Origin of the sequence: Gemmatirosa kalamazoonensis (assembly GCF_000522985.1) — a bacterium.
GTDB classification, from domain to species: Bacteria; Gemmatimonadota; Gemmatimonadetes; order Gemmatimonadales; family Gemmatimonadaceae; genus Gemmatirosa; species Gemmatirosa kalamazoonensis.
In genome coordinates this window covers 4,420,674-4,445,837 of sequence record NZ_CP007128.1, presented here as the reverse complement: position 1 = coordinate 4,445,837, position 25,164 = coordinate 4,420,674, and the positions used below count along the sequence as shown (strand labels likewise).

The 25,164-nt window shown below is 71.9% G+C and carries 22 protein-coding genes; 20 read left to right on the top strand and 2 right to left on the bottom strand.

From position 1 onward, the window contains the following. Nucleotides 1–186 precede the first annotated feature (186 nt). The 4 genes from J421_RS19375 to J421_RS19360 are packed head-to-tail and all read left to right on the top strand — an operon-like array spanning nt 187 to nt 3,855. Nucleotides 187–1,683, top strand: coding sequence for a bifunctional metallophosphatase/5'-nucleotidase (locus tag J421_RS19375; protein WP_025412824.1), 1,497 nt, complete (start codon nt 187–189; stop codon nt 1,681–1,683). Further along, nucleotides 1,680–1,910 carry a hypothetical protein gene (locus tag J421_RS19370; protein ID WP_025412823.1) on the top strand — a complete coding sequence of 77 codons (231 nt, stop codon included), beginning with the start codon at nt 1,680–1,682 and terminating at the stop codon, nt 1,908–1,910. The genes J421_RS19375 and J421_RS19370 overlap by 4 nt, the downstream gene beginning before the upstream one ends. Further along, complete coding sequence (gene add / locus J421_RS19365; protein WP_025412822.1) at nt 1,907–3,025, top strand: adenosine deaminase; 1,119 nt, start codon at nt 1,907–1,909, stop codon at nt 3,023–3,025. The genes J421_RS19370 and add overlap by 4 nt, the downstream gene beginning before the upstream one ends. Further along, nucleotides 3,022–3,855: a purine-nucleoside phosphorylase gene (locus tag J421_RS19360; RefSeq protein ID WP_025412821.1), complete on the top strand. Its 834-nt coding sequence runs from the start codon at nt 3,022–3,024 to the stop codon at nt 3,853–3,855. Before add ends, J421_RS19360 begins: the two co-directional genes overlap by 4 nt. 68 nt (nt 3,856–3,923) lie before the next feature. On the opposite strand, the gene J421_RS19355 is transcribed toward J421_RS19360, so the two are convergent. Continuing rightward, nucleotides 3,924–4,751, bottom strand: a complete 828-nt coding sequence (locus J421_RS19355) for a M48 family metallopeptidase (protein ID WP_158508844.1) — start codon at nt 4,749–4,751, stop codon at nt 3,924–3,926. Between the two features lie 127 nt (nt 4,752–4,878). On the opposite strand from J421_RS19355, the gene J421_RS19350 reads away from it, so the two are divergent. The 5 genes from J421_RS19350 (at nt 4,879) to J421_RS19335 (ending at nt 10,444) form a co-directional block, all read left to right on the top strand. Then, nucleotides 4,879–5,664, top strand: a complete 786-nt coding sequence (locus tag J421_RS19350; protein ID WP_025412819.1) for a TrmH family RNA methyltransferase — start codon at nt 4,879–4,881, stop codon at nt 5,662–5,664. Nucleotides 5,665–5,740: 76 nt separating this feature from the next. Continuing rightward, a complete protein-coding gene (locus J421_RS19345) occupies nt 5,741–6,622 on the top strand; it encodes a prepilin peptidase (RefSeq protein WP_025412818.1) in 882 nt (293 codons plus the stop codon). Between the two features lie 14 nt (nt 6,623–6,636). After that, nucleotides 6,637–7,890: an AAA family ATPase gene (locus tag J421_RS19340; protein ID WP_158508843.1), complete on the top strand. Its 1,254-nt coding sequence runs from the start codon at nt 6,637–6,639 to the stop codon at nt 7,888–7,890. Beyond that, nucleotides 7,887–9,146, top strand: coding sequence for a hypothetical protein (locus J421_RS32920; RefSeq protein ID WP_025412816.1), 1,260 nt, complete (start codon nt 7,887–7,889; stop codon nt 9,144–9,146). The genes J421_RS19340 and J421_RS32920 overlap by 4 nt, the downstream gene beginning before the upstream one ends. Beyond that, nucleotides 9,143–10,444, top strand: coding sequence for a DUF445 domain-containing protein (locus J421_RS19335; RefSeq protein WP_025412815.1), 1,302 nt, complete (start codon nt 9,143–9,145; stop codon nt 10,442–10,444). Before J421_RS32920 ends, J421_RS19335 begins: the two co-directional genes overlap by 4 nt. Before the next feature lie 278 nt (nt 10,445–10,722). Here J421_RS19335 and lon read toward each other — a convergent pair whose 3' ends face one another. Next, nucleotides 10,723–13,218 (bottom strand): endopeptidase La, encoded by a 2,496-nt coding sequence (gene lon, locus J421_RS19330; protein WP_025412814.1) that lies wholly within the window; start codon nt 13,216–13,218, stop codon nt 10,723–10,725. Between the two features lie 151 nt (nt 13,219–13,369). Here lon and ffh point away from each other — a divergent pair, with 151 nt between their 5' ends. From ffh to J421_RS19275, 11 genes are all read left to right on the top strand, one after another. Next, entirely contained in the window at nt 13,370–14,725 is a 1,356-nt protein-coding gene (gene ffh, locus J421_RS19325; RefSeq protein WP_025412813.1) for a signal recognition particle protein, read from the top strand. 143 nt (nt 14,726–14,868) lie between these two features. Beyond that, complete coding sequence (gene rpsP, locus J421_RS19320; protein ID WP_025412812.1) at nt 14,869–15,189, top strand: 30S ribosomal protein S16; 321 nt, start codon at nt 14,869–14,871, stop codon at nt 15,187–15,189. Nucleotides 15,190–15,196: 7 nt separating this feature from the next. After that, nucleotides 15,197–15,751 (top strand): ribosome maturation factor RimM, encoded by a 555-nt coding sequence (rimM, locus tag J421_RS19315; RefSeq protein ID WP_104022824.1) that lies wholly within the window; start codon nt 15,197–15,199, stop codon nt 15,749–15,751. Next, nucleotides 15,748–16,461 (top strand): tRNA (guanosine(37)-N1)-methyltransferase TrmD, encoded by a 714-nt coding sequence (trmD, locus tag J421_RS19310; protein ID WP_025412810.1) that lies wholly within the window; start codon nt 15,748–15,750, stop codon nt 16,459–16,461. Before rimM ends, trmD begins: the two co-directional genes overlap by 4 nt. A gap of 36 nt (nt 16,462–16,497) precedes the next feature. Next, complete coding sequence (locus J421_RS19305; RefSeq protein WP_025412809.1) at nt 16,498–17,742, top strand: S8 family peptidase; 1,245 nt, start codon at nt 16,498–16,500, stop codon at nt 17,740–17,742. Between the two features lie 126 nt (nt 17,743–17,868). Continuing rightward, on the top strand, nt 17,869–18,249 hold the full coding sequence (gene rplS, locus J421_RS19300; RefSeq protein WP_025412808.1) for a 50S ribosomal protein L19: 381 nt from the start codon (nt 17,869–17,871) through the stop codon (nt 18,247–18,249). An 8-nt stretch (nt 18,250–18,257) separates the two neighbouring features. Continuing rightward, complete coding sequence (locus J421_RS19295) at nt 18,258–19,010, top strand: ribonuclease HII (protein WP_025412807.1); 753 nt, start codon at nt 18,258–18,260, stop codon at nt 19,008–19,010. Between the two features lie 194 nt (nt 19,011–19,204). Further along, entirely contained in the window at nt 19,205–20,998 is a 1,794-nt protein-coding gene (locus J421_RS19290; protein ID WP_025412806.1) for a S8 family serine peptidase, read from the top strand. A gap of 167 nt (nt 20,999–21,165) precedes the next feature. Continuing rightward, nucleotides 21,166–23,226: a S9 family peptidase gene (locus tag J421_RS19285; protein WP_104022823.1), complete on the top strand. Its 2,061-nt coding sequence runs from the start codon at nt 21,166–21,168 to the stop codon at nt 23,224–23,226. Between the two features lie 239 nt (nt 23,227–23,465). Then, entirely contained in the window at nt 23,466–24,296 is an 831-nt protein-coding gene (locus J421_RS19280; RefSeq protein ID WP_104022822.1) for an SDR family oxidoreductase, read from the top strand. A 141-nt stretch (nt 24,297–24,437) separates the two neighbouring features. After that, nucleotides 24,438–25,097 (top strand): OmpA family protein, encoded by a 660-nt coding sequence (locus J421_RS19275; protein ID WP_025412803.1) that lies wholly within the window; start codon nt 24,438–24,440, stop codon nt 25,095–25,097. Nucleotides 25,098–25,164 lie beyond the last annotated feature (67 nt).

The window sequence follows — 25,164 nt, the reverse complement described above, 5'->3', positions numbered from 1 at the left end:
CACGGTCTCGTATCGTCGCCCATGGGCGCAGCGGGTGCGGCATGGCCGAAGGTTCGCCGGCCCCGACCGGCACGTCAACTCGCTACCTTTGGGCGATGAATCGATTGGCCCTCCGGCTCGCCGCGAGCCTCATCGTCGTCTTCGGCACGGACCGGCTGGCGGCGCAGCCGACGCAGGTGCACAAGGATGCGCCGACCGCCGCGCGCCCCACGCGGCTGCGCATCCTCGCGACGAACGACCTGCACGGCGCACTCGAGCCGCGTCCGGACGCGCAGGGCGTGTCGCGCGGCGGCATCGGCCCGCTCGCCGCCGCGATCGCGCGCGCGCGCGCGCGAGTGCACCGGCGACTGCGTCTCGATCCTGCTCGACGGCGGCGACGAGTTCCAGGGCACGCCCGCGTCGAACCTCGCGTACGGGCGTCCGATCGTGGAGGCGTTCCGGCGTCTCGACCTCGCCGCGTCCGCGCTGGGCAACCACGAGTTCGACTGGACCGTCGACACGCTGCGCGCGCGCATCCGGCAGGCGCCGTACGCGATCCTCGGCGCCAACGTGCGCTTCACCGACGGCCGCGCGGTGCCGTGGCTGCGCGCCGACACGATCGTGCGGCGCGGCGGGCTGCGTGTCGGCGTCGTGGGGCTCGCGACGACGGAGACGCCGACCACGACGCGCGCCGCGAACGTGCGCGGGCTGCGCTTCGACTCGCTCGCGCCGGTGATCGACGCGCATGCGCGCGCGCTGCGCGCGCGCGGAGCGGACGTGGTGATCGTCGTCGCGCACAGCGGCGCGTTCTGCGACCGACCGGCGCCGGGCGAGAGCACCCCGACGTGTCGCGGCGAGATCGTCGACGTCGCGCGCGCGCTGCACGAGAAGGTGGACGCGATCGTCAGCGGCCACACGCACAGCCTCGTGAACACCGTCGTGAACGGCATCCCGATCGTGCAGGCGCGGTCGAGCGGCCGCGCGCTCGGCGTCGTCGATCTCTCGCTCGAGGGCGGCGCACCCACGATCGACGTGCGCGAGGTCGTCGCCGACTCCGCGGGACCGGTGCCTCCGGCGATCGACTCGGTGGTGCGCCGGGCGGTCGCCGCCGTCGCGTCGCGCGTGAACCGCCGCATCGCGGACGTGGCCGACGACATGCCGCGCGAGAGCGACGAGCAGTACGCGCTCGGCAACCTGCTCGCCGACGCGCAGCGGTGGGCCGGACGGGGCGACGTCGCGATCATGAACAACGGCGGCATCCGCGCCGATCTGCGGCACGGCGTCGCGACGTATGGATCGCTGTTCGAGATCCAGCCGTTCGGCAACACGCTGTACAAGATCACCGTGCGCGGCCGCGACCTGCGCGGCTACTTCGAGAAGCTGGTGAGCGGCGGCCCGCGCGTGCGCATGCACACGAGCGGCGTGCTCGTGACGTTCGACCCGAGCCGCCCCGCGGGCAGCCGTCTCGTGAGCCTGACGACGGCCGACGGCCGCCCCCTCGACGACGACCGACTGTACACCATGGTCCTGAACGACTTCCTCGTCACCGGCGGGGACGGCGTCGATCTCGCCCGCCGCGCGACGGCCGTCACGCCGCTGAACATCGTCGACCTCGACGCGCTCGTCGGCTACCTCGGCACGCTTCCGCAGCCGGTGCGCGCGCCGTCCGAGGAGCGGTTCCGCGTCGCGGGAGCGTCGCAGTGAGCTCGCCCGAGAGCGAGCCGACGACGGTGCGCGTGTTCGTGAACGAGCGCGGCGTCGACGTGCCGCGCGGTGCGAGCGCGCTCGATGCCCTGCGCGTGGCCGACGAGGGCGAGGCGGCGCGGGTGGCCGCCGGCGAGCGCGCGCTCGTCGACTCGCGCGGCCTGCCGACCGCCGCCGACGCGCCGACGTTCGCCGGCGCCATCTACCGCACCATCACCGCGCGATGACCGAACGCGACGACGGCGGCGCACGACCGCCGATTTCCCGCGAGCTGCTCGTCCGCCTGCCGAAGGCCGAGCTGCACTGCCACCTCGACGGCTCCGTGCGCCCCGAGACGCTCCTCGACCTGGGCGAGGAGCTCGGCGTGCCGATGCCGCGCGCCACCGCCGACGAGCTGCGCGACTACATGCGCGTCGACGACGCGCGCCACCTCGAGGACTACCTGGAGCGGTTCGAGATCACGCTCTCGGTGATGCAGACCGAGCCGGCGATCGAGCGCATCGCGTACGAGCTCGCGGCCGACGCCGCGGCGGAAGGCGTGCGCTATCTCGAGGCGCGCTTCGCGCCGGTGCTCAACACGCGTCGTGGCCTCGACCTCGGCGCGCCGGTGGACGCGGTGCTGCGCGGCTTCGCGCGCGCGGAGCGCGAGCACGACGTCGTGGCGCGCGTCATCGTCTGTGCGCTGCGCAACCAGCCCCTCGATCTCGCCGTCGCGCAGGCGCGCCTCGCGCTCGACTACCGCAAGCACGGCGTCGTCGGCTTCGACCTCGCCGGCGGGGAGGCGGGGAACCCCGCGCGCCGCTTCAAGGAGGCGTTCCAGATCGTGCGCGACAACGACATGGCGTGCACCTGCCACGCCGGCGAGGGGTTCGGCCCCGAGAGCGTGCGCGACGCCGTGCACGTCTGCGGCTGCGACCGCGTGGGCCACGGCACGCGCATCATCGAGGACGCGTCGCTGTTCGACTACATCAACGACCGGCGCATCTGCGTCGAGTGCTGCCTCACGTCGAACGTGCAGACGCGCGCCACGTCGTCGTACGAGACGCACCCGTTCCGCGAGTACTTCGACCGCGGCTTGAACGTCGTGCTGAACACGGACAACCGGCTGATGAGCGGCACGACGCTGGTGGACGAGTACGAGCACGCTGTCCGACGGCTCGGCTTCACGCTCGACGAGCTCGCGGTCGTGGCGCTGAACGGCTTCCAGAGCTCGTTCCTCCCGTATCCGGAGCGGCGCGCGCTCATCCACCGCGTGGAGAGCGAGATCGCGGCGCTCACCGGCCACGGGGCGGGCGAGAGCCCCGTCACCGCGGAGTCCGCGCTGCTGGAGGGCCCGCAATGAGCGCCGACTCCGGGTTGGGCCCCCACGAGGCGGATCACGCGGCGCGCGTCGTCCGCGCGCGGCTCGACGTCTCCGCGCCGGCGTGCGGCATCGTGCTCGGCTCGGGGCTCGGCGGGCTCGTGGACGATCTCGAGGACGCGCGCCGCATCTCGTTCGGCGACGTGCCGGGATTCCCGACGGCGACGGTCGCGGGGCACGCGGGCGCGCTGCTCGCCGGTCGACTCGGCGGCAAGGACGTGATCGCGCTCGCCGGCCGGTTCCACATGTACGAGGGACACGCCGCGGCGCTCGCCGGCTTCCCGGTGCGCGTGCTCCACGCGCTCGGCGTGCGCACGCTGTTCGTGAGCAACGCGGCCGGCGGCGTGCGGCGCACCTTCGCGCCGGGCGATCTCATGATCATCGCCGACCACGTCAACCTCATGTTCCGCAATCCGCTCGTCGGCGCGCTGCACGACGGCGACGTGCGCTTCCCGGACATGTCGGAGGCGTACGACCCGTCGCTGCGCGCGGTGCTCCGCGATGCGGCGCGCGCGATCGGCGAGCGGGTGCAGGAGGGCGTCTACTTCGGGCTCCTCGGGCCGAGCTACGAGACGCCGGCGGAGGTCCGGATGCTCGAGCGCCTCGGCGCCGACGCCGTCGGGATGTCCACCGTCCCGGAGGTCATCGTCGCCAAGGCGTTAGGCATGCGCGTCGCCGGCGTGAGCTGCATCACCAACCTCGCCTGCGGCATCGGACAGCACCCGCTCAGTCACGCGGAGGTGCTGGAGGTCGGGACGCGTGTGGGAGCGCAATTCCGCGCGCTCGTGCGGGAGTTCGTGGAACGACTGTGAGCTACGTGGCTGCGTGGCTGCGTGGCTGCGTGATGGCGGTGACCCAGCCACGCAGCCACGCTGCCAGGTCAGTTCCCGCCCGTTCGCGACTGCGGCGCCTGCGGCAGCGACCGGAGCCGCTGCTGGAACGTGTGGAAGTTCTGCGTGTCCTTGGTCAGCTGGTTCAGCTGCGCCACGTTGTACTTCGAGATCGTCGCCTCGGTGTCGCGGATGCGGTCCTCCTCCAGCGGGTGCGTCGCGAACCACGCCTCCACCTTGCTCGGCGCCGTCTGCCGCTCGTCGAGCAGGATCTGGAACATCTCGGGGATGCCGCGCGGGTCGATGCCCGCCTTCGTCGTGTACTCGATCCCCGCCTGGTCCGCTTCCGCCTCGTCGTTGCGGCTGAACTTCGCGAACACCGCCGTGCCCACGACGTTGATCGCCGTCGATCCGAGACCGCTGTTGCACACCGCCGGCTGGAGCACGCACGCCACCGTCACGCCGATCTGCGCGCCGTTCTGCTGCTCCATCTGCTTCACCGAGTGCCGATGCGTCACGTGGCCGATCTCGTGACCGAGCACCCCGGCCACCTGGTCCATCTTGGACGCGCGCTCGATCAGCCCGCGGTTCACGTACACATAGCCGCCGGGAACCGCGAACGCATTGACCTCGGGGCTGTTCACGACGTAGAAGTGCCACTCGAGGCCGCGCGTGTCCGCGACGCGCGCCAGCTCCATCCCGAGCGTGTTGATGTACTGGTTCACCAGCGCGTCGGTGATGATCGGCAGCTGCTGGTTGATCTGCGCCGAGTACTGCGCGCCCATCTCGACTTCCTGCTGCTGCGAGACGCCGCACGCCGTGCCGGCCAGCGCCAGCGCGGCTCCGGCGATCGTGCGGCGGACGATAGAATGTCTCATGACGACTCCGATGCTCCGCGAGCGCTTGAGTTCACGTGTCTGCCTGTGACGGCAATGGAGCCCTTCTGCCACTATTACGACCCGCCGAACGGGGGCAAGGTCCATTCCGAAGGGCGGAGGTAGCCGCGTGCGTCTGCTGAGTCTGGCCCGCGACCTCCGCCGCCGCCGCGCCCGCGAGCGACACGGCCTGTTCGTCGCCGAGGGCGTGCGCGCCGTCGAGGAGCTATTGGCGAGTGCCGTGCCGGTGCGCGGCGCGCTGGCCGCTCCGGCGCTCGACGCGACCGAGCGCGGCGCGTCGCTCCGGCACGCGCTCGAGGTCCGCGGCGTGCCGCTGCTCGACGTCTCCGACACCGACTTCGCCTCCGCCGCCGACACCGACTCGCCTCAGGGCGTGCTCGCCGTGGCCGAGCAGCCGCGCACCACCGCCAGCGACGTTCTCGCGCACCTCGGCGACGGCGGCTGCGTCCTCCTGCTCGATGCGGTGCAGGACCCGGGCAACGCCGGCACCATGCTGCGGAGCGCGGCGGCGTTCGATGCCGCGGGTGTGATCGCCGTCACCGGGACGGTCGACCTGTGGGGTGCCAAGGTCGTGCGGAGCGCGATGGGCGCGCTGTTCCACCAGCCGGTGGCCCACGCCGCGTGGGAGGAGCTGGACGAGGCGATGGCCGGCACGGGGGCCGAGCTGTGGGGCGCCGACGGGGCGGGGCAGCCGGTCTCGCGGCTCGCCGCCGAGCGGCCGGCGCGGCTCGTCCTGGCGGTCGGCAACGAAGGCGCGGGGCTGTCGCAGCGAGCCCGGGCGCGGGCGAGCCGGCTGGCGGCGATCCCCATCGCGCCCGGTGTCGAGTCGCTGAACGCGGCGGTTGCTGCAGGGATCCTGCTCTACGAGCTGCGGCCGGAGGCGCTCCGCGGGTGACTCGTGGCCTCGCGGGTCCGCCGCTCGTCATCCTGAGCGCAGCGCTCGATCCCGCCCTCAGCCCGCAGTTCCCGTGATGCCCATCCCTCAGCCCGCCGCCCTCGTCCTCGCGTTCCTCATCGGCGCGGTCATCGGCTCGTTCCTGAACGTCTGCATCGTCCGGTGGCCCGAGGGCCTGTCCGTCGTGCGGCCGCCGTCGCGCTGCCCGAAGTGCGGCCGCGGCGTCCGGTGGTTCGAGAACGTCCCGATCGTGAGCTGGCTCGTCCTGCGCGGGAAATGCGCCGGCTGCGGCCTTCCGATCTCGGCCGCCTACCCGGCCGTCGAGCTGCTCGTCGCCCTCGGCTGGGTGGCGGCCGTCGCCACGTTCGGTCCGAGCATCGAGGCGCTCCGGGTCGCCGTGTTCGGCACCGTGCTGTTCGGCATCTCCGCCACCGACGCGAAGCACTACGTCATCCCGGACGGCTTCACGCTGTTCCTGCTCGCCTGGCAGCTGCTCGTCGCGTTCGCGGTCTGGTTCGCGCCGAGCGTCGCCGAATCCTCGCACTTCGCCGGGCCGTACGACGCCATCGTGGGCGCGTGCACCGGCGCCGGCGCGATCGCGATCCTGCGCTGGCTCGGCGAGCGGGCCTTCGGCCGCGAGGCGATGGGCGAGGGGGACATCACGATGATGGCCGGCATCGGCGCCGCGCTCGGCGCCGGGCGCGCTGGGCTCACCGTGCTCGTCGCCGCGTTCATCGGGGCCGTCGTCGCGGCGCTCGTCGTGGTGCCGGCGAGGCTCTTGCGCGCCCGCGGCGGTGCATCGACGGCGCCGTCCGGGGGTACCACCGAGGAGCTCGATGGCGCCCGCGACATCACGGAGATTCCTTTCGGGGTCTTCCTCGCGCCCGCCGCGCTGTTCACACTCCTCTGGGGCGACCGCCTCATCGCCTGGTACATGACGCGAATCCTGCAACCGTGACGCTCGGCGACATCTTGCGCCCATCCACCGAGACCGCGCTCACGAAGTTCACGCGCGACCTGACGTCGGCCGCGCGCGCCGGCCGACTCGACCCGATCCGCTGCCGCGACCCCGAGATCGACCGCGTGATCGACGTGCTGCTGCGGCACGGCAAGAACAACCCGGTGCTCACCGGGCCGGCCGGCGTCGGCAAGACGGCCATCGTGGAGGGGCTCGCCCAGCGCGCGGCGGAAGGGCGCCTCCCGCTCGCACTCCGCGGCGCCCGCGTCCTCGCGCTCGACCACATGGCGCTGCTCGGCGGCACGATGTACCGCGGCCAGTACGAGGAGCGCGTCCAGGCGATCGTCGCCGAGGTCACCGCGGCCCCCGACGTCATCCTGTTCATCGACGAGCTGCACAACCTCGTCGGGCAGGGCACCGCGCAGGGCGCGGCGATGGACGCCGGCAACATGCTGAAGCCCGCGCTCACCCGCGGCGACTTCCGCGTCATCGGCGCCACGACGTCGGACGAGTACGAGCGGTGGATCATGACCGATCCCGCGCTCGAGCGACGCTTCCAGCGCGTCGACATCCGCGAGCTCTCGCCGCCGGAGACGATGGAGATCCTCCGCGCGCGCCGCGCCGTCCTCGAGCGGCACCACGGCGTCGTCATCACCGACGACGCGCTGCAGGCGGCGCTCCAGCTCACCGACGAGTGGATGGTGGAGCGCATGCGCCCCGACCGCTGCATCGACGCGCTCGACGAGACGTGCGCGCACCTGCAGGCGAAGGCCGCGCACTCGCCGCGCACCGAGGCGCTGCTGAAGGAGCGCCGCGCGCTGATCGCCGAGCGCGCCGCCGCCGAGGACGAGCGCGCCGAGCGCGCGCGGCAGCGGCGCGCCGAGGCCCGCCGCGCCGGCAAGCCGGCCGAGGAAGCCGGCGTCGACGCGCCCGACGACGCATCCGAAGAGACCGGGTCCGACAAGCTCAATCGCTACGCGCAGCAGGGCATGGCGTACATCGAGCGCTTCGGCCAGGAGCTGGAGTCGTTCTTCGGCGACGCGCCGCCGCCGCAGCCGATCCCGAAGACGCCGCCGCGCGCCGCGCCGCGCCCGGCGCCGCGTCCCGCGCCTAACGCCGACGGCCCGCTGCCGCCGCCCGCGCCGCGCCTCGGCGAGATCGAGGCGGAGCTCGCGCCGCTGCTCGTCGCCGAGGGCGCCGTGGTGCGCGGCGTAGACGTCGCGCGGATCGTGTCGCGCACCGTGGGCCGGACGGTGAAGTGGCCATGACGCGATCGCATCGCCTCGTCGTCGCGGCGGGGGCGATCGCGGCGGCCGCCTGCCAGCGTACGACCTCCGACCACCGCTCGTACGTGGAGCGCGCGGTCGCGCTCGCGCCGCAGATCGAGCACGCCACGGGGCTGCGCTTCGTGTCGCCGCCGAAGGTCGAGGTGCGCTCGGCCGACCAGGTGCGGGCGTTCGTGCAGCAGACGCTCGACGACTCGCTCGCGCGCCGTGACGTCGCCGCCGAAGAAGCGGCGTACAAGCGCCTCGGCCTCGTGCCCGACAGCGTCAACCTGCGGCAGCTCCTCGCGCGCATCCTCGAGCGCCAGATCGTCGGCTACTACGATCCGAAGTCGAAGACGCTCTACATCGTCGACGGCGCGGACAGCGCGTCCGCCGAGGTCACGCTGCGGCACGAGCTGGTGCACGCGCTGCAGGACCAGCACGCGAACCTCGACTCCATCGAGCGCGTCACGGGCGAGAACGATCGCTCGGCCGCGGCGCACGCGGCGCTCGAAGGGCTCGCGAGCTACGCGCAGTTCGCGTCGAGCGGCGTCGCCTTGCAGGCACCGGGCGCGTGGGATCGCGTGCGCGGCGAGATCCGCGAGAACATGGAGCGCACGCCGGTGCTCTCCGAGGCGCCGTTCGTCGTGCGCGAGACGCTGCTGTTCCCGTATCTCAGCGGCGCCGAGTTCGCGCGCCGCTTCGTCGACCGCGGCGGCGGTGATTCGCTGCTGAAGCGGCTCCCGACGTCGACCGAGCAGGTGCTGCACGCCGACGCGTACTTCGGCAAGGACGGCGGCAAGCCCGACGCGCCGACGACCATCACGCTGCCGACGCCGACCCCGGGCAGCGTCGCCTATACGGGCACGTTGGGCGAGTTCGAGATCCGGCTGCTGCTCTATCATCACACCGAGGACCTCGATCTCGCCGCGCGCGCCGCGCAGGGATGGGACGGCGATCGCTACGACATCGTGCGCACGCCGCAGGGCGACGCGTTCGTGTGGGTCACGGTGTGGGACTCGGCGCAGGACGCGGCGGAGTTCTTCGACGCGCTCGGCCAGACGCTTCCGAAGCACTACCCCGACGCGAAGCTCGGCCCCGCGGCGCCGGCCGGCGGTCGCCAGTACACCGGCGGCGGCGGACGCACCGTCCTGCTGCGCGCCACGGACGTGCAGGGTCGGCCCGCCGTGCTGTACGTCGACGCGCCGCCCGGCGCGACCCCCGCGGTCGACCTCACGAAGGTGACGTTACACGAGTGACGGACGGCACCGGCGTCATCCTGCGGCCGGAGCACGATCCCACCGTGCCGCCGCCGATCGCGGACGAGGCCGAGAAGCAGCGGCAGCTCGTCGTGATGCAGCGGCGCGCGACCGGCATGCTGGGCGTCGCGGCGGTGCTGTTCGTCGTGGCACGGTGGCTCGAGCCGCGCTATCCGTGGCTCGGCTACGTGCGCGCCGCGGCCGAAGCGTCGATGGTGGGCGGCGTGGCCGACTGGTTCGCGGTGACGGCGCTGTTCCGGCATCCGTTAGGCCTGAAGATCCCGCACACGGCGATCGTGCCGGCGCGCAAGGACCGCATCGGACGGAGCCTGGGCACGTTCGTGCAGCGCAACTTCCTCGCGCGCGAGGTCGTCGCCGCGAAGCTCGCCTCGGCGCGCGTCGGCGCCCGCGTCGCGACGTGGCTGTCCGACCCGGCGCATGCGCGCACCATGGGGCGCCAGGTCGCGGCGAGCCTGCACGGCGCCGCGCAGGTGCTGCGCGACGAGGACGTGCAGGACTTCATCGAGCGCAGCCTGGTGAGCCGCGCGCAGAAGGTGCAGGTCGCGCCGATCCTCGGACGCGGCGTCGAGCTGCTGACGGCCGACGGCCGCCACCAGGAGCTGTTCGACGACGCGCTCCGCCTCGCCGTTCGCTTCGTGGGCGAGAACGAGGGGATGATCCGCGACCGCATCGCCGCCGAGGCACCGTGGTGGATGCCCGGCGCGGTGGAGGATCGGATCCACGAGAAGGTCGTCGCCGCGCTCGAGCGCACGCTCGTGGAGATCGCCGCGAACCCGAATCACACGGTGCGCGCGCGGTTCGACGAGGCCGTGCGCCGCTTCGCCGAGAAGCTGCGCACGTCGCCCGACACCATCGCGCGCACCGAGGCGATCAAGGAGGAGGTGCTCACGCACCCCGCCGTGCGCGAGTACGCCGCGTCGATCTGGAGCGACGTGAAGTCGAAGCTCGCGCGCTACGCCGAGGAGGGGGAGGGGACGAGCACGCTGCTCGCGGTCGAGCGCGGCCTCGTGTCGTTGGGCAACGCGATCCTCGGCGACCCCGAGCTGATGGCGAAGGTCGACGGCTGGATCACCGACGCGGTGCTGTTCGCGGTGGAGCAGTATCGCTCGGAGGTCGCGCAGCTCATCGAGACCACCGTCGCCGGCTGGGATCCCGCCGCGACGTCGCGCCGCATCGAGATCCAGATCGGCAAGGACCTGCAGTACATCCGCATCAACGGCACCGTCGTCGGCGGGCTGGTCGGGCTGCTGCTGTACACGATCCAGCGGCTGCTCTGACGCCGAGGTCGCGCCGAGACGCGGAGAACTGCCTGTCGGAATTGAACCGCAGAGGGCCGCAGAGGGCCGCAGAGAACGGCGACTGCTCTTTGAACCACAGAGGACACGGAGGACACAGAGGAGAACCTTTTCAAGAAGTTGGTGTCCTCTGTGTCCTCCGTGTCCTCTGTGGTTGAATACAAAGCCAAAGAGGGGGTCCTCTGCGGCCCTCTGCGGCCCTCTGCGGTTCACTCACAGGCAATCGAGGTGCTCCGCGTCTCCGCGTGCAACGGCCTCGCCTAACGGTCCGCCACCGCGACGTCCGATCTCGCCCCCGGCGTGCGTCGGTTCGCGCCGACTTCCAGGTCCGCCGCGTCGGAGATCGGCGCCGAGTGCTCGTCCCCCTCCGGCGCCTGGTCCGCGCGCGGCACCGGCGCGTCGAGCAGCGCGAGCCGCAGCACCTCGTCCATCGTGCCGGCGAACGTGAACGTCATGTTCTCGCGCACCTCCTTCGGCACGTCGCGCAGATCCTTCTCGTTGCCCTTCGGCAGGATCACCTCGCGCAGCCCCGCGCGGTACGCGGCGAGCACCTTCTCCTTCACGCCGCCGATCTCCAGCACCTTGCCGCGCAGCGTCACCTCGCCGGTCATCGCGAGGTCGCGGCGGATCGGCCGGCGCGACAGCACGCTCGCGATCGCGAGCGTGATCGCGATGCCGGCCGACGGCCCGTCCTTCGGGATCGCGCCGGCGGGGAAGTGGATGTGGATGTCGGAGTCCTTGAACTCCCGCTCGTCGATGCCGATCTGGCGCGCGCGCGAGCGCACGAACGAGTGCGCCGCGTCCACGCTCTCGCGCATCACGTCGCCGAGCTGACCGGTGACCGTTAGGCGGCCATTCCCCGGCATGCGCAGCGCCTCGATCACCATGAGATCGCCGCCCGTCGACGTCCACGCGAGCCCCGTCACCGCGCCGACCTCCGGCTCCTTCTCCGCCTCCTCCATCGCGTAGCGCGGAGGGCCCAGCACCTCCTCGACGTTCGTGAGGTCGAGCACCCAGGCGCCTTCCTCGCCGTCGGCCTTCCGGCGCGCGCGCTTGCGCATGAGCGTCGCGAGGTTGCGCCCGAAGTTGCGGAGCCCCGCCTCGCGCGAGTAGCGGCTCGACACGAACGACAGCACCTCGTCGGTGAACACGATGTCGTTGTCGGACAGCCCGTGCTCGTCGAGCAGCCGCGGGATGAGATAGCGCCACGCGATCTCGACCTTCTCCTCGATCGTGTACCCGGCGATGCGGATGACCTCCATGCGGTCGCGCAACGGGCCGGGGATGTCGAAGATGTTGTTCGCCGTGCAGATGAACAGCACCGACGAGAGGTCGAACGGCAGGTTCAGGTAGTGGTCGACGAACGACGAGTTCTGCGACGGGTCGAGCACCTCCAGCATCGCCGCCGTGGGATCGCCGCTCGGCCCACCGCCGGACATCTTGTCGATCTCGTCGATGAGGAACACCGGGTCCTTCACCCCCACGCGCCGCAGCGCCTGGATGAGGAGCCCCGGCATCGAGCCGACGTACGTGCGCCGGTGGCCGCGGATCTCCGCCTCGTCGCGCACGCCGCCCACCGAGATGCGGTAGAAGTCGCGCCCGATCGCCTTCGCGATCACCTCGCCGAGCGACGTCTTGCCCGTGCCCGGCGGGCCGGCGAAGCAGAGGATCGGCCCGTTCGGGTCGCCCCCCTTCAGCTTCTGCACGGCGAGGTACTCCACGATGCGGTCCTTCGCCTCGTCGAGCCCGTAGTGCCGCTCGCCGAGCGCCTCCTCGACCTTCTTGAGATCGATCTCCTTGTCGCCGGAGCGCTTGTGCCACGGCAAGGCGAGGATCCAGTCGAGGTACGTGCGGATCACCTGGTACTCGCTCGACGCCGGCGAGAGCATGCGGAGCCGCTCGATCTCGCGCTTCGCTTCCTGCGTCACCTTCTCCGGCAGGTTCGCCTCGTCGATGCGGCGGATGATGTCCACCGCCTCCTTCTCGCCCGGATCGGTCTCGCCGAGCTCCGCCTGGATCGCCCGCAGCTGCTGACGCAGATAGAACTCGCGCTGGTGCTGCTCGATCTTGATCTCGGTCTGCTTCTTCACGTCCTCCATCACGCGCGCGCGCGCGACCTCGCGCTCGAGCCGCGAGAGGATGAAGCGCAGCCGCTGGCCGACGTCGAGGCGCTGCAGGACCTCGTCCTTGTCGGCGATCCGGAAGTTCATGTTCGTCGCCGCGAGGTCGGCGAACCGCCCCGGATCGGAGACGTTCATCTTCAGGATCGCCGGCACCTCGTCGGGGATGCGGTCGACCATGTTGGCGAGCGACTCCGCCGCCTGCACCACGCGCGACACGAGCTCGTCGAGCTCGGTCGGATCGACCGGGATGTCCTTCGCCGGCGAGACGCGCGCGATGGCGAACGGGTCCGACTGCTCGATGCCGTCGACGGTGATCCGCCGCAGCCCCTGGAGCGTGATCTGGACGGTGTCGCCGGGGAGGTTGATGCGCTCGTGCACGCGGGCCGCCACGCCGACTCGGCCGACGAACTTCGCGACCTCCATCGGATCCTCGTGGTCGCCCGAGGCGACGACGAGGGCGACGATGACGCCGGGCTCCTCGTTCGCGCGCAGCAGCGCGAGATTCTCGGGCGCCCCCATCTGCACCGCGATCGTCCCCAGCGGGTACACGATGGTGGAGCGCAGCGCCATGAGCGGGAGGACCGGGGGGACCTCGGAGGCGAGGATCTCGTCCTTGCGCTGGGACCTGGCCATTCGACGTGTCGGGCTGGGGAGTACGGGAGCCATCGGCCCGGCGTCGGGTCGGGCCGGGAGGACGATGCAGACCTGATACCCGAGCGCCCGCCGTTGGCAGGGCACCCGGGCCGGTTGCTCAAGATCTTATCCTGCGGTACTTTAGAAGGCTATGTTCGACGAGCTCACCGAAAAACTCGAGGCGACGTTCGCGCGCCTCCGCGGCCGTGGCGTCCTCACCGAGGCCGACATCAAGGAAGGGCTGCGCGAGGTCCGGCGCGTCCTCCTCGAGGCCGACGTCAACTTCCAGCTCACCCGGCAGTTCCTCGAGCGGGTGGAGCAGAAGGCGATCGGCGTCACGCAGCTGCGCGGCGTCAATCCGGCCCAGCAGCTCGTCAAGGTCGTCTACGACGAGCTCACCGCCATGCTCGGCGAGCGGCAGGAAGGGCTCAAGCTGAGCACCATCCCGCCGACGGTCGTCATGATGGTCGGGCTGCAGGGCTCCGGGAAGACTACCACGGCGGGGAAGCTCGCGCGCAAGCTGAAGGCCGAAGGGCGCCAGACCCGGCTCATCGCCGCGGACGTCTACCGCCCCGCCGCCATCGACCAGCTCGAGACGCTCGGCCAGCAGCTCGACATCCCCGTCTACGCCGACCGCTCGACGAAGGACGTCGTCCGCATCGCGCGCGACGGCATCGAGCAGGCGAAGCGCGCGCGTGACCGCGTCGTCATCGTCGACACCGCCGGCCGGCTGCAGATCGACGCGGAGCTCATGGACGAGCTCAAGCGCCTCAAGGCCGCCGTGCAGCCGACCGAGATCCTGTTCGTCGCCGACGGCATGACGGGACAGGAGGCCGTGCGCATCGCGCAGGGCTTCGACGAGGCGCTGAACGTCACCGGCGTGATCCTCACGAAGATGGACGGCGACGCTCGCGGCGGCGCCGCGCTGTCGATCTACGGGATCACGAAGAAGCCGATCAAGTACATCGGCGTCGGCGAGAAGCTCGACGCGCTGGAGGACTTCCACCCCGACCGCATGGCCGGGCGCATCCTCCAGCAGGGCGACATCCTCACGCTCGTCGAGAAGGCGCAGTCGACGTTCGACGAGGCGGAGGCGAAGCGCCTCGAGAAGAAGGTCCGCAAGGAGGGGATGGACTTCGAGGACTTCCTCACCACGCTGAAGCAGATGCAGAAGCTCGGCCCCCTCGAAGGGCTGCTGAAGCTCCTGCCGGGCGTGAACGCGTCCATGCTGAAGCAGGCGAAGATCGACCCGAAGCGCATGAAGCACATCGAGGCGATCGTGCTCTCCATGACGCCGGCCGAGCGCAAGAAGCCGGATCTCATGAACGGGTCGCGACGCCTGCGCATCGCGAAGGGGTCGGGGCGGACGGTCACCGAGGTGAACCAGCTGCTCGACCAGTTCAAGCAGATGCAGAAGATGATGAAGATGATGACCGGGGGCGGGCGCATGCCCGGCTTCCCCGGGATGCCCGGCATGGGCGGCGGGGGATCGCCGTTCAGGAGATAGCGTGGAGCGTGGAGCGTAGAGCGTCGACTGCATTCTCCACGCTCCACGCTCCACGCTGAAGTACCGGGTGCGCGCCGGAGACGCCGGACCGCGCGAGGAGCCCGGGAGCAGGACAACTCACTCGATCGAGGAGCGTTAGGCACATGGTTCGTATCCGTCTCCGCCGCGTCGGCCGCAAGAAGGCCCCGACGTACCGCATCGTCGTCGCCGACAGCAAGAGCCCGCGCGACGGCAAGTTCATCGAGATCGTCGGGCAGTACGCGCCCCGATCGAGCGACGCCCAGCGCGTCAACGTCAACGTCGAGCGCGTGAACTACTGGCTCGACGTCGGCGCCCAGCCGAGCGACACGGTGCGCTCGCTGCTCCGCCGCGCCGGTGTGCTGAAGCAGCGCCACGAGGCGCGTCTCGCGCGCAAGCTGCAGAACTCGGCCGTCGCGCTCCCCGAGACGCCCGCCGCCGAGTAACGCGGCCATGGCAGAAGCACGTGACGCGGCCGGCGACCTGGTGGTCGTCGGCCGCGTTCGCAAGGCGCACGGCGTGCGCGGCGACGTCGTCGTCGAGGCGCTGACCACCACGCCCGAGACGGTGCTCGCCGTTGGACGTCGATTGCTCGGCGGCACCCCGGACGGCCGGCCGCTCCGCACGCCGCGCGAGCTCACCGTCCGCAGCGCGACGCCGTTCAAGGGCGGGTGGATCATGAGCCTCTCGTCGATCGACGACCGCAACGAGGCCGATCTCTGGCGCGACCGCACGCTCCTCGTGCCGGAGTCGGAGCTCCCGCCGCCGGCCGACGACGAGGTGCACTACCACGACCTGCTCGGCCTGCGCGTCGAGCTGGCCGACGGCACGCACGTCGGCGAGGTGGTCGACCTGTTCGAGCTGCCGCAGGGGCTCGCCTTCGACGTGAAGCGTGCGGCGCCGGCGAAGGGCACGGTGCTCTTGCTCTACCGACCCGAGGTCGTCGCCGAGGTGGACCTCACCCGCAGGGCCGTCGTCGTGACACCGCCGGACGGACTGCTGGAGTGAGCCCGCTCCAGGTCAACATCGTCACGATCTTCCCGGCGTTCTTCGAGGGACCGCTGGGACTGAGCATCCCGGCGCGCGCCGCCGCCGCGGGGAGCGTCACGTACCGCCTCGTCGACCTGCGCGACCACACCCACGATCGCCACCGCTCCGTCGACGACTACCCGTACGGCGGCGGCCCGGGGATGGTCATGAAGCCGGCGCCGTTCTTCGAGGCGGTGGAAGCGTTAGGCGCCACCGCGCCGATCGTGTTGCTGTCGCCGCGCGGCCGCCGGTTCACGCAGGCCGACGCGATCCGCTTCAGCGAGGGAGCGGAGCTCACGCTGCTCTGCGGCCACTACAAGGACGTCGACCAGCGCGTCGCCGACCATCTCGCGACCGAGGAGCTGTCGCTCGGCGACTTCGTGCTCAGCGGCGGCGAGCCGGCGGCGCTCGCCATCGTCGACGCGGTCGTGCGGCTGCTTCCCGGCGCGATGTCGGATCACGACAGCGCGTACGGCGACTCGTTCTACGGCCGCGGGCTCTCGGCGCCGAGCTACACGCGGCCGCCGGAGTACCGCGGCCACGCGGTGCCCGAGGTCCTGCTCTCCGGCGACCACAAGAAGATCGCCGAGTGGCGCGAGTGGGAGGGGCTGCGCCTCACCGCGCGGCGCGACGGGCTGCCGGAGCCCGTGAAGCCAGAGAAGCCGAAGCGGAAGCGGTCGCGATCGTGAGTCAGGAGTTCGGGCGAGCGGCCGATACTCGTCGACATGTCGTCGCCGCTCCCTCGCTCCCTCGTCGCCGCGGCCGCGCTCGGCCTCGCGGCATGCCAGGACCCCATCGCGCCGAGCGCGGCGCCGCCGGTCGCCTCCGGCGCCCGGTGGGTGGTGCGGCTGCGTGATGCGGGCGGCGCCGAACGTGTGGTGAACGCGCACGTCGCCACGGCGCGACACGGCAGCGTGCGCGCGCTGGCCGCGGGCCGACTGCACGGATTCGCCGCCGCGCTGTCGGCCGACGAGGTGCGGGCGCTCGTCGCCGACGCCGACGTCGAGGGTGTGGAGCCCGACCAGGAGATCCGGGGCGCCGGCCTGCAGCTCGACGCGCCGTGGGGGCTCGACCGGATCGACCAGTCGGCGCTGCCGCTGGCCGGCACCTACGTGTACCGCGCCGGCGGCGAGGGCGTCGTCGTCTACGTGCTCGACACCGGCATACGGCTGACGCACGAACAGTTCGGCGGGCGGGCGAGTGCCGGCGCCGACTTCGTGAGCGGCGGCGTGGCGGGGGCCGGCGAGGACTGCAACGGCCACGGCACGCACGACGCGGGCGTCGTCGCCGGTCGCGGCTACGGCGTCGCGAAGGGAGTGCAGGTGGTGTCGCTGCGGGTGCTCGACTGCGCGATGCGCGGCACCATGTCGCAGGCGATCGCGGCGCTCGGCTGGGTGGTGGAGCAGAAGCGCGCGCACCCGTCGACGCCGATGGTGGTGAACATGAGCCTCGAGGGCACCGCCGCGAGCACCGCGTTCGACCAGGCGGTGCGGGGCGCGCTCGATGCCGGCGTCACGGTGGTCGCGGCGGCCGGCAACGCGGGCACCGACGCGTGCGCGACGTCGCCGGCGCGGGTGACCGGCGTGCTCACGGTCGCCGCGAGCGACCGGTCCGACGGCTACGCGGCGTTCTCGAACCGCGGCAGCTGCGTGGCGCTCGTCGCGCCGGGCACCGAGATCCTGTCGGCGTGGGCGGCGGACGACTCGGCGACCCGCGTGATGAGCGGGACCTCGTCGGCGGCGCCGTTCGTGGCGGGCGCGGCGGCGCTCTATCTCTCGGCGCACCCCGCGGCGTCGCCGGCCGAGGTCAGCGCGGCGCTCGTGGGGCACGCGGTGCAGGGCGCGCTCGGCGCCGTGCCCGCCGGGACCGCGAACCGGCTGCTCAGCGTGCAGTTCCTGTTCGGCGGGTCGTCGGCGCCGCTGCCGATCGCGCCGGGCGGCTTCGGGAAGCCGCGCGTGGAGCGCTGGTAGGGCGTCGGAGCGTCCGGGACGGCTAGCGTAACCCCATCCGGTTGGCTAGGTTGCGATTCTCCCGACAAACCTCTTGTCCGACCCAGAATCCTGATCGGGCGTTTCCTCCAGCCCCGAGCGTGTCATATGCACCCGTTCATCGAAACCCAGAAGGAGTGGCTCCGCAGCGACATCCCCCCGTTCCGCGCCGGTGACACGCTTCGCGTCAACGTCCGCGTGAAGGAGGGCGACAAGGAGCGTCTCCAGGCGTTCGAGGGGGTCTGCATCGCCCGTCGCGGCAGCGGGGTGAGCGAGACGTTCACCGTCCGCAAGATCTCGAACGGCGTCGGCGTGGAGCGCATCTTCCCGGTGCACAGCCCGATGCTCGGCGACGTGGTGGTGGTGCGCCGTGGCCTCGTGCGCCGCGCGAAGCTGTACTACCTGCGCAACGTCACCGGCAAGGCGGCGCGCATCAAGGAGCGCAAGGCGGCCCCGAAGGCCGCTCCGGCGGGCGCCGCGAAGGCCTGATCCCGGCCGTGTCGGACGCTCCCTCGGTCCCGCCGAGCGAGCCACCCGCCGAGCCGCCGGCCGAGACGCCCGCGCAACCCACGGCGCGCCCCGCACCACGCAGGGCGCGCCGTTCGCGTTGGAGCGATCTCGAGCGCGCGATCCGCGCCTCGCGCGGGCCGCTGATCGCCGGGATCGACGAGGTGGGGCGGGGGCCGCTCGCCGGCCCGGTGGTGGCGTGCGCGGTCGTGATGCCGCCCGACGCGCGCGCGATCGCCGGCGTCGACGACTCCAAGCGGCTCACCGCGGCGGAGCGGGAGCGGCTGGAGCGCCTCATTCGACGCCACGCGCTCGCCGTGGCCGTCGGGGCCGCGTCGGCGCGCGAGATCGACCGGCTGAACATCTACCACGCGACGGTGCTCGCGATGCGGCGCGCGCTCGCGCGGCTGGAGCGGCTGCTGGGCAGCGCGCCGCACCACGTCATCCTCGACGGGAAGCCGATCCGCACGCTCGGCGTGGAGCACACCGCCGTGGTGGGGGGCGACGCGAAGGTGCACGCCATCGCGTGCGCGTCGATCGTGGCGAAGGTGACGCGCGACCGGCTGATGACGGCGCTCGCCCGCAGACGGCCCGGCTACGCGTGGGAGCGGAACGCCGGCTACGCGACGGCGGCGCACCGGGCGGGGCTCACGGCGTTAGGCATGACGCCACACCACCGGCGATCGTTCCTCGTCGCGCCGCAGGTGGAGCTGGATCTCGAGGATCCGACCGGCACAGAGTAGGGCTCGCCGTGATGGCGGTCACGGGAAAATTGCAGGGCTCCCGCTTGTCTTAGACCGAGCCGCGCGCCCGCGCGCTCTCCCCCGCACGACCGCACGTCCCGCCGCACCGCGCACGACCTCTCCGCCGACGTGACTCCACCGTTCGGCCGGAAGGCCTCCCTCCCAGTCCACGGCCACGTGGCCCCCGCCCGCCCATGAAGCGATTCCTCACGCCTGTCCTCGGCGCGCTCGTGCTCGCCGCCTGTCAGGGCGATCCTACCGCGCCCACGGTTACGACGGACCGCGCGCTGACGCCTGCCGTCCCCTCGCTCAGCGTGGCCGCGCGCGGCCAGGCGATCCCGGGGCGGTACATCGTGATCCTGCAGCGCGGCGCGGTGCCGAACGTGGCGGCGGCCGCGGCGAGCATCGCGGCGTCGCAACACGGGCGGCTCGGCAGCGTGTTCACCGACGTGTTCGAGGGCTTCGTCGTCGACGTCGACGACTCGTCGGCGGTGCAGATCGGCCGCGACCGGAACGTGCTCGCGGTCGTGCCCGACATGGCGGTGGGCATCGACGCGAGCGGCGTGCAGGCGGGCGCCACGTGGGGGCTCGACCGCATCGACCAGGCGGCGTTGCCGCTCACCACCTCGTACGCGTACGCGACCGACGGCACCGGCGTCACGGTGTACATCGTCGACACGGGGATCAACTACGCGCACACCGACTTCGGCGGGCGCGCGAAGGCCGGCTACGACGCGGTGACGAGCGGCGGCACGGCGGCCGACTGCAACGGCCACGGCACGCACGTCGCCGGGACCGTTGGCGGCACGAAGTACGGCGTGGCGAAGGCGGTGTCGCTCGTCGGCGTGCGGGTGCTGGACTGCACCGGCTCCGGCTCGTCGTCGGGCGTGATCGCGGGCCTCGACTGGGTGGTGAAGCAGAAGCAGGCGAACCCCACCCGTCCGATGGTCGTGAACATGAGCCTCGGCGGCGGCATCTCGACGGCGCTCGACAACGCGGTCACGAGCCTCACGAGCGCCGGCATCACCGTCGTCGTCGCGGCGGGCAACTCGGCGGCCGACGCGTGCACGGAGTCGCCGGCGCACGTGCCCGCGGCGATCACCGTCGGCGCGACGAACAAGCTCGACGGGTTCGCGAGCTTCTCGAACTACGGCACGTGCGTCGACCTGAACGCGCCGGGCGTGTCGATCACGTCGGACTACTACACGAGCACCACCGCCACCGCGGCGATGAGCGGCACCTCGATGGCCTCGCCGCACGTGGCGGGCGCCGCGGCGCTGTACCTGTCGAAGTACCCGACGGCGACGCCCGCGCAGGTGTCGTCGGCGCTCACGACGAACGCGACGCCGAACAAGATCACGACGCTCGGCGCCGGCACGCCGAACAAGCTGCTTTACGTCGGGTTCCTCGGCGCCGTGGTGTCGGCGAACGCGGCGCCCACGGCGACGATCACCGCGCCGGCGGCCGGCGCGAGCGTGACGCAGGGCACGAGCGTGACGTTCACCGGCACCGGCACGGATCCGGAGGACGGCGCGCTCTCCGGTGCGTCGCTCGTGTGGACGAGCTCCATCAACGGGCAGATCGGCACGGGCACGTCGTTCAGCACGACGACGCTCTCCGCCGGCACGCACACCATCACGCTGAAGGCGACCGACTCGAAGGGCGCCTCGGCGACCGCGACGCGCTCGATCACGGTGGTCGCGCCGGCGCCGCCGCCCCCGAGCTCCACGGCGCCGGTGGCGAGCTTCACGTGGAACTGCACGGGGATGCTCTACCCGCACCAGTGCGCGTTCGACGCGAGCACGAGCACGGCCGGCGCCGCGATCGCGTCGTACACGTGGAACTGGGGCAACGGCCGCACCGAGACGAAGACGGCCGCGACGACGAAGAACACGTGGGCGGCGACGGGCACGTACACGGTGACGCTCACCGTGAAGGACGCGAACGGTCTCACGGGCACGGTCAGCAAGCAGGTCCCGATCCCCTGAGCGTCGAGCCGTTAGGCATGTCGGGCGGGCCCCGGATTCCCTCGCGGGATCCGGGGCCCGCCGCGTTCCGCGCCCGTCACGGCGGGCGTCCGCGCAGTGGCGTGGCGCGCGGCCGGAACGCAGCTTACGCGGCGTCGTTCCCCACCTCCCGCCTTCGCCGTCTCCGCATGCCTCGACGCCTTCCTGCCGCGGTGCTCGCGGCCCTCGTCTCCGCGTCCCCCCTCGTCGGCCACGCACAGGGCGCGACGCCTCGTCGGGCGATCACCCCGGCCGACTACTACCGGCTGAAGACCGTCTCCGACCCGCAGCGCTCGCCCGACGGCGCGTGGGTGGCGTACACGGTGACCTCGCCCGACTCCGCGCGCGACCGCAACGACAGCGACGTGTGGATGACGAGCTGGGACGGGTCGCAGTCGGTGCGACTCACCTGGTCGAACGAGTCGGAGAGCTCGCCGCGGTGGAGCCCGGACAACCGGTGGCTCGCGTTCGTCTCCGGCCGCCAGGAGGGGAAGGGCGGCCAGGTGTGGCTGCTCGACCGGCGAGGCGGCGAGGCGCAGCGCGTGACGCAGATCAAGGGCGGCGTCTCCGACGTGATGTGGTCGCCGGACGGCAAGCGCCTCGCGCTCGTCGTGGAGGACGAGACCGACTCGCTCGCGCGGCGCGATACCTCGGAGCGCAAGACGCCGAAGCCGATCGTGCTCGATCGCTACGCGTTCAAGAGCGACGGCGGCGGCTACCTCGGCTCGTCGCGCAGCCACATCGCCGTGTTCACGATCGACACGCGCAAGCTGGACACGCTCACGCGCGGGCTCGACGACGACGGCACGCCGAGCTGGTCGCCCGACGGGACGCGGATCGCGTTCGTGCGCACGACGCTGCCCGAGCCGCGGCATCCCGGCGGCGACGACCTGTACGTCGTGGAGGCGCGCGCCGGCGCGACGCCGCGGCGCCTAACGGACTTCGACGGCGACGACTCCGGCCGGCCGGCGTGGAGCCCCGACGGCACGACGATCGTGTTCCTGCGCGGCGACTCGGCGAAGTACTCGGCGTACAACCAGAACCGGCTGGCCACCGTGCCCGCGGACGGCAGCGCGCCGGCGCGCCTCGTGCCGACGACGATCGACCGGCCGGTGCGCTCGCCGGCGTTCGCGGCCGACGGCCGGTCGGTGTGGGTCGTCGTGGTGGACGACCGCACGCAGCAGGTGGCCCGCGTGCGCCTCGCCGACGGCGCGGTGGAGCGTGTGCTCACCGGCAAGCGCGTGACGAGCGCGTTCAGCGCGCCGGGCGGCGCCGCGGACGGCGTCATGGCGGTGCTGAGCGCGACACCCGACCGCGCGCCGGAGATCTTCGCGGCCGAGCGCGGCACGCTGCGGCAGCTGTCGCACCAGAACGACTCGCTGTTCGCGGCGCTGCAGCTCGGCACCACCGAGGAGTTCGCGTCGCGCAGCCCGGACGGAACCGACGTGCACGCGGTGCTCGTGCGCCCTGCCGGCGCGGCGCCGGACTCGAAGCTGCCGCTCGTGCTCTTCATCCACGGCGGGCCTAACGGGCAGGACGAGCTCGCGTTCAACCTGCAGCGCGAGCTGTTCGCGGCCCGCGGCTTCGCGGTGCTCTCGGTGAACTATCGCGGCAGCAACGGGCGCGGCGCGGCGTACCAGAAGGCGATCTTCGCCGACTGGGGCCACAAGGAGGTGATCGACCTGCTCGGCGCGGTGGACGCGGCGGTGACGCGCGGCATCGCGGACCCGAACCGGCTCGGCGTCGGCGGGTGGAGCTACGGCGGCATCCTGACCGACTACACGATCGCGACGACGCCGCGCTTCAAGGCGGCGGTGAGCGGGGCCGGGAGCGCGCTGCAGCTCTCGATGTACGGCTCCGACATGTACGTCACGCAGTACGAGCAGGAGCTCGGCGCGCCGTGGGAGAAGCGCGACCTGTGGCTCAAGCTCTCGTACCCGTTCTTCAACGCGAACCGGATCAAGACGCCGACGCTGTTCATGGGCGGCGACAAGGACTTCAACGTCCCCGTCGTCGGCGGCGAGCAGATGTACCAGGCGCTGCGCACGCTCGGCGTACCGACGCAGCTGGTCGTCTACCCCGGCATGCACCACTCGCCGTCCGCGCCGAGCCACCGCGTGGACATCCTGCAGCGGTACGTGTCGTGGTTCGACCGGTGGCTCGCGCCGGATGCCGGCGCGCGGCCGGTGGTCGGTGCGGCGCAGCGGTGAACTTCTCTCGGCGTTCGAACCGCAGAGGGCCGCAGAGGGCCGCCTCTTCGAACAGCAAAAGATCTGGGGATGAAAGGATCCTCAGGGATCCTGGGATCCTTTCATCCCCGGGTCTTTGCTGTTGATGCTCTCTGCGGCCCTCTGCGTCCTCTGCGGTTCAATCACACGGCAAGGGAAGTTCTCCGCGTTCTCCGCGCCTCCGCATGAGACCTCACGACACCAGTGACGCCTGACGATCGATGCCCGATACCTCGGTGTTCCGCGAAGGGTTGCTCGACGGCCAGGTCGCGCTCGTCACGGGTGGCGGCACGGGCATCGGCTTCGGCATCTCCGAGCTGCTGGCGTCGTTAGGCGCGCACGTCGTCATCGCGAGCCGGCGCCGGCAGCATCTCGATCCGACGGTGGAGCTGCTGCGCGGCGGCGGTGGGAAGGCGTCGGCGGTCGAGGTCGACGTGCGCGATCCCGAGCGCGTGCGCGCGATGGTGGAGGAGGTGCGCGCCGAGCACGGGCGCATCGACCTGCTCGTGAACAACGCGGCGGGCAACTTCTACGCGCCGTCGGAGTCGCTGACGCCTAACGCGTGGCGCTCCGTGGTGGAGATCGATCTGTACGGCACGTTCTTCTGCACGCAGGCCGTGATGCCGGTGATGAAGGCGCAGGGCGGGGGGCGCGTGGTGAACGTGTCGATGACGCTGCACTACCGCGGCTGGCCGCAGATGGCGCACGCGACGGCAGCGAAGGCGGGGATCGACGCGCTCACGCGCACGCTCGCCGTGGAGTGGGCGCCGCACGGCATCCGCGTGAACGCGGTCGCGCCCGGTCCGATCCCCACCGAAGGCGTGCGCAAGGCGTTCACGCCACCGGCAGAGAGCGGCATTCCGGACGTGTTCGCCGCAGCGGATCAGGCGATGGCGACGTGGGCGAAAAAGATGATCCCGCTGCGGCGCTGGGGCACGCCACGTGACGTAGCGAACATGGTCGCGTTCCTCGCGTCGCCCGCCGGCGACTGGATCACCGGCGCGATCTTCGTCGTGGACGGGGGCGAATGGCTCGCCAAGCCCGCGCCGTGAGCAGCGCGCGAAGTCGTGCCAGTATCGCCATTTGCGCTCACCCGTGACTCCGGTCACGCCTCGAACGTCGGTATGCGGCGTACGTTGCATTCGAGCCGGCCGAGGCCGACCCGTTTCAAAACACTACTCGGAGCGTAGGCTATGATGCGCAACATGAAGCTGGCCGCGGTCGCATCGTTCGCGGTGGTCGCGAGCAGCGGCTGCGCCACGAAGGGTTACGTCAACCGCAGCGTCAACACCGCTGCCGAGCAGGAGCGCATGGCCCGCATCGCGGGCGACAGCTCGAGCGCTCGTGACATCGCCGGTGTGCGCACGGATGTCGCGACGCTGCGTACGAACCTCGAGTCGCTGCGGAGCGACTTGACGGCGCTGCGCACCGAGTTCGGCGCGCGCATCACCGCGATGGAAGATCAGGTGAAGTTCGACATGCCGGTGCACTTCGGCTTCGACGACGCGATGGTGCGCGATCAGGACCACGCGGCGCTCGAGCGCTTCGCGAAGGTCGCCCAGAAGTACTATCCGGGCGCGAAGATCACCGTCGAGGGCTTCGCCGATCCGGCCGGCACGCCGCGCTACAACCTGCAGCTCTCGAAGCGCCGCGCCGATGCCGTGCGCGACTATCTCGTGCAGCAGGGGCTGAACGACGGCCTGCTCGCGTCGATCGGCTACGGCGAGTCGCGGCAGGTGCGGCCGGGCGCCGCGAAGGATGCGCCGGGCGCCGAGCTGAACCGCCGAGTGGTGTTCGTGGTCGAGGCGAGCGACGTCGGGAGCGTGACGGCGATGGCGGCGCAGAATCCCTGAACGCCGGCACTGAACGAGCGGCGCTGAAACGGCGGCGCTGAAACGGCGGCTCTGAAAAGGTGACACC

Excerpts from the sequence above, each read along its gene's own strand:
- J421_RS19375 (WP_025412824.1), top strand. The coding sequence starts at position 187 with ATGCGCCGACCGCCGCGCGCCCCACGCGGCTGCGCATCCTCGCGACGA.
- add (WP_025412822.1), top strand. The coding sequence starts at position 1,907 with ATGACCGAACGCGACGACGGCGGCGCACGACCGCCGATTTCCCGCGAG.
- J421_RS19360 (WP_025412821.1), top strand. The coding sequence starts at position 3,022 with ATGAGCGCCGACTCCGGGTTGGGCCCCCACGAGGCGGATCACGCGGCG.
- J421_RS19355 (WP_158508844.1), bottom strand. The coding sequence starts at position 4,751 with ATGAGACATTCTATCGTCCGCCGCACGATCGCCGGAGCCGCGCTGGCG.
- J421_RS19345 (WP_025412818.1), top strand. The coding sequence starts at position 5,741 with ATGCCCATCCCTCAGCCCGCCGCCCTCGTCCTCGCGTTCCTCATCGGC.
- J421_RS32920 (WP_025412816.1), top strand. The coding sequence starts at position 7,887 with ATGACGCGATCGCATCGCCTCGTCGTCGCGGCGGGGGCGATCGCGGCG.
- lon (WP_025412814.1), bottom strand. The coding sequence starts at position 13,218 with ATGGCCAGGTCCCAGCGCAAGGACGAGATCCTCGCCTCCGAGGTCCCC.
- ffh (WP_025412813.1), top strand. The coding sequence starts at position 13,370 with ATGTTCGACGAGCTCACCGAAAAACTCGAGGCGACGTTCGCGCGCCTC.
- rpsP (WP_025412812.1), top strand. The coding sequence starts at position 14,869 with ATGGTTCGTATCCGTCTCCGCCGCGTCGGCCGCAAGAAGGCCCCGACG.
- rimM (WP_104022824.1), top strand. The coding sequence starts at position 15,197 with ATGGCAGAAGCACGTGACGCGGCCGGCGACCTGGTGGTCGTCGGCCGC.
- J421_RS19305 (WP_025412809.1), top strand. The coding sequence starts at position 16,498 with ATGTCGTCGCCGCTCCCTCGCTCCCTCGTCGCCGCGGCCGCGCTCGGC.
- rplS (WP_025412808.1), top strand. The coding sequence starts at position 17,869 with ATGCACCCGTTCATCGAAACCCAGAAGGAGTGGCTCCGCAGCGACATC.
- J421_RS19290 (WP_025412806.1), top strand. The coding sequence starts at position 19,205 with ATGAAGCGATTCCTCACGCCTGTCCTCGGCGCGCTCGTGCTCGCCGCC.
- J421_RS19285 (WP_104022823.1), top strand. The coding sequence starts at position 21,166 with ATGCCTCGACGCCTTCCTGCCGCGGTGCTCGCGGCCCTCGTCTCCGCG.
- J421_RS19280 (WP_104022822.1), top strand. The coding sequence starts at position 23,466 with ATGCCCGATACCTCGGTGTTCCGCGAAGGGTTGCTCGACGGCCAGGTC.
- J421_RS19275 (WP_025412803.1), top strand. The coding sequence starts at position 24,438 with ATGATGCGCAACATGAAGCTGGCCGCGGTCGCATCGTTCGCGGTGGTC.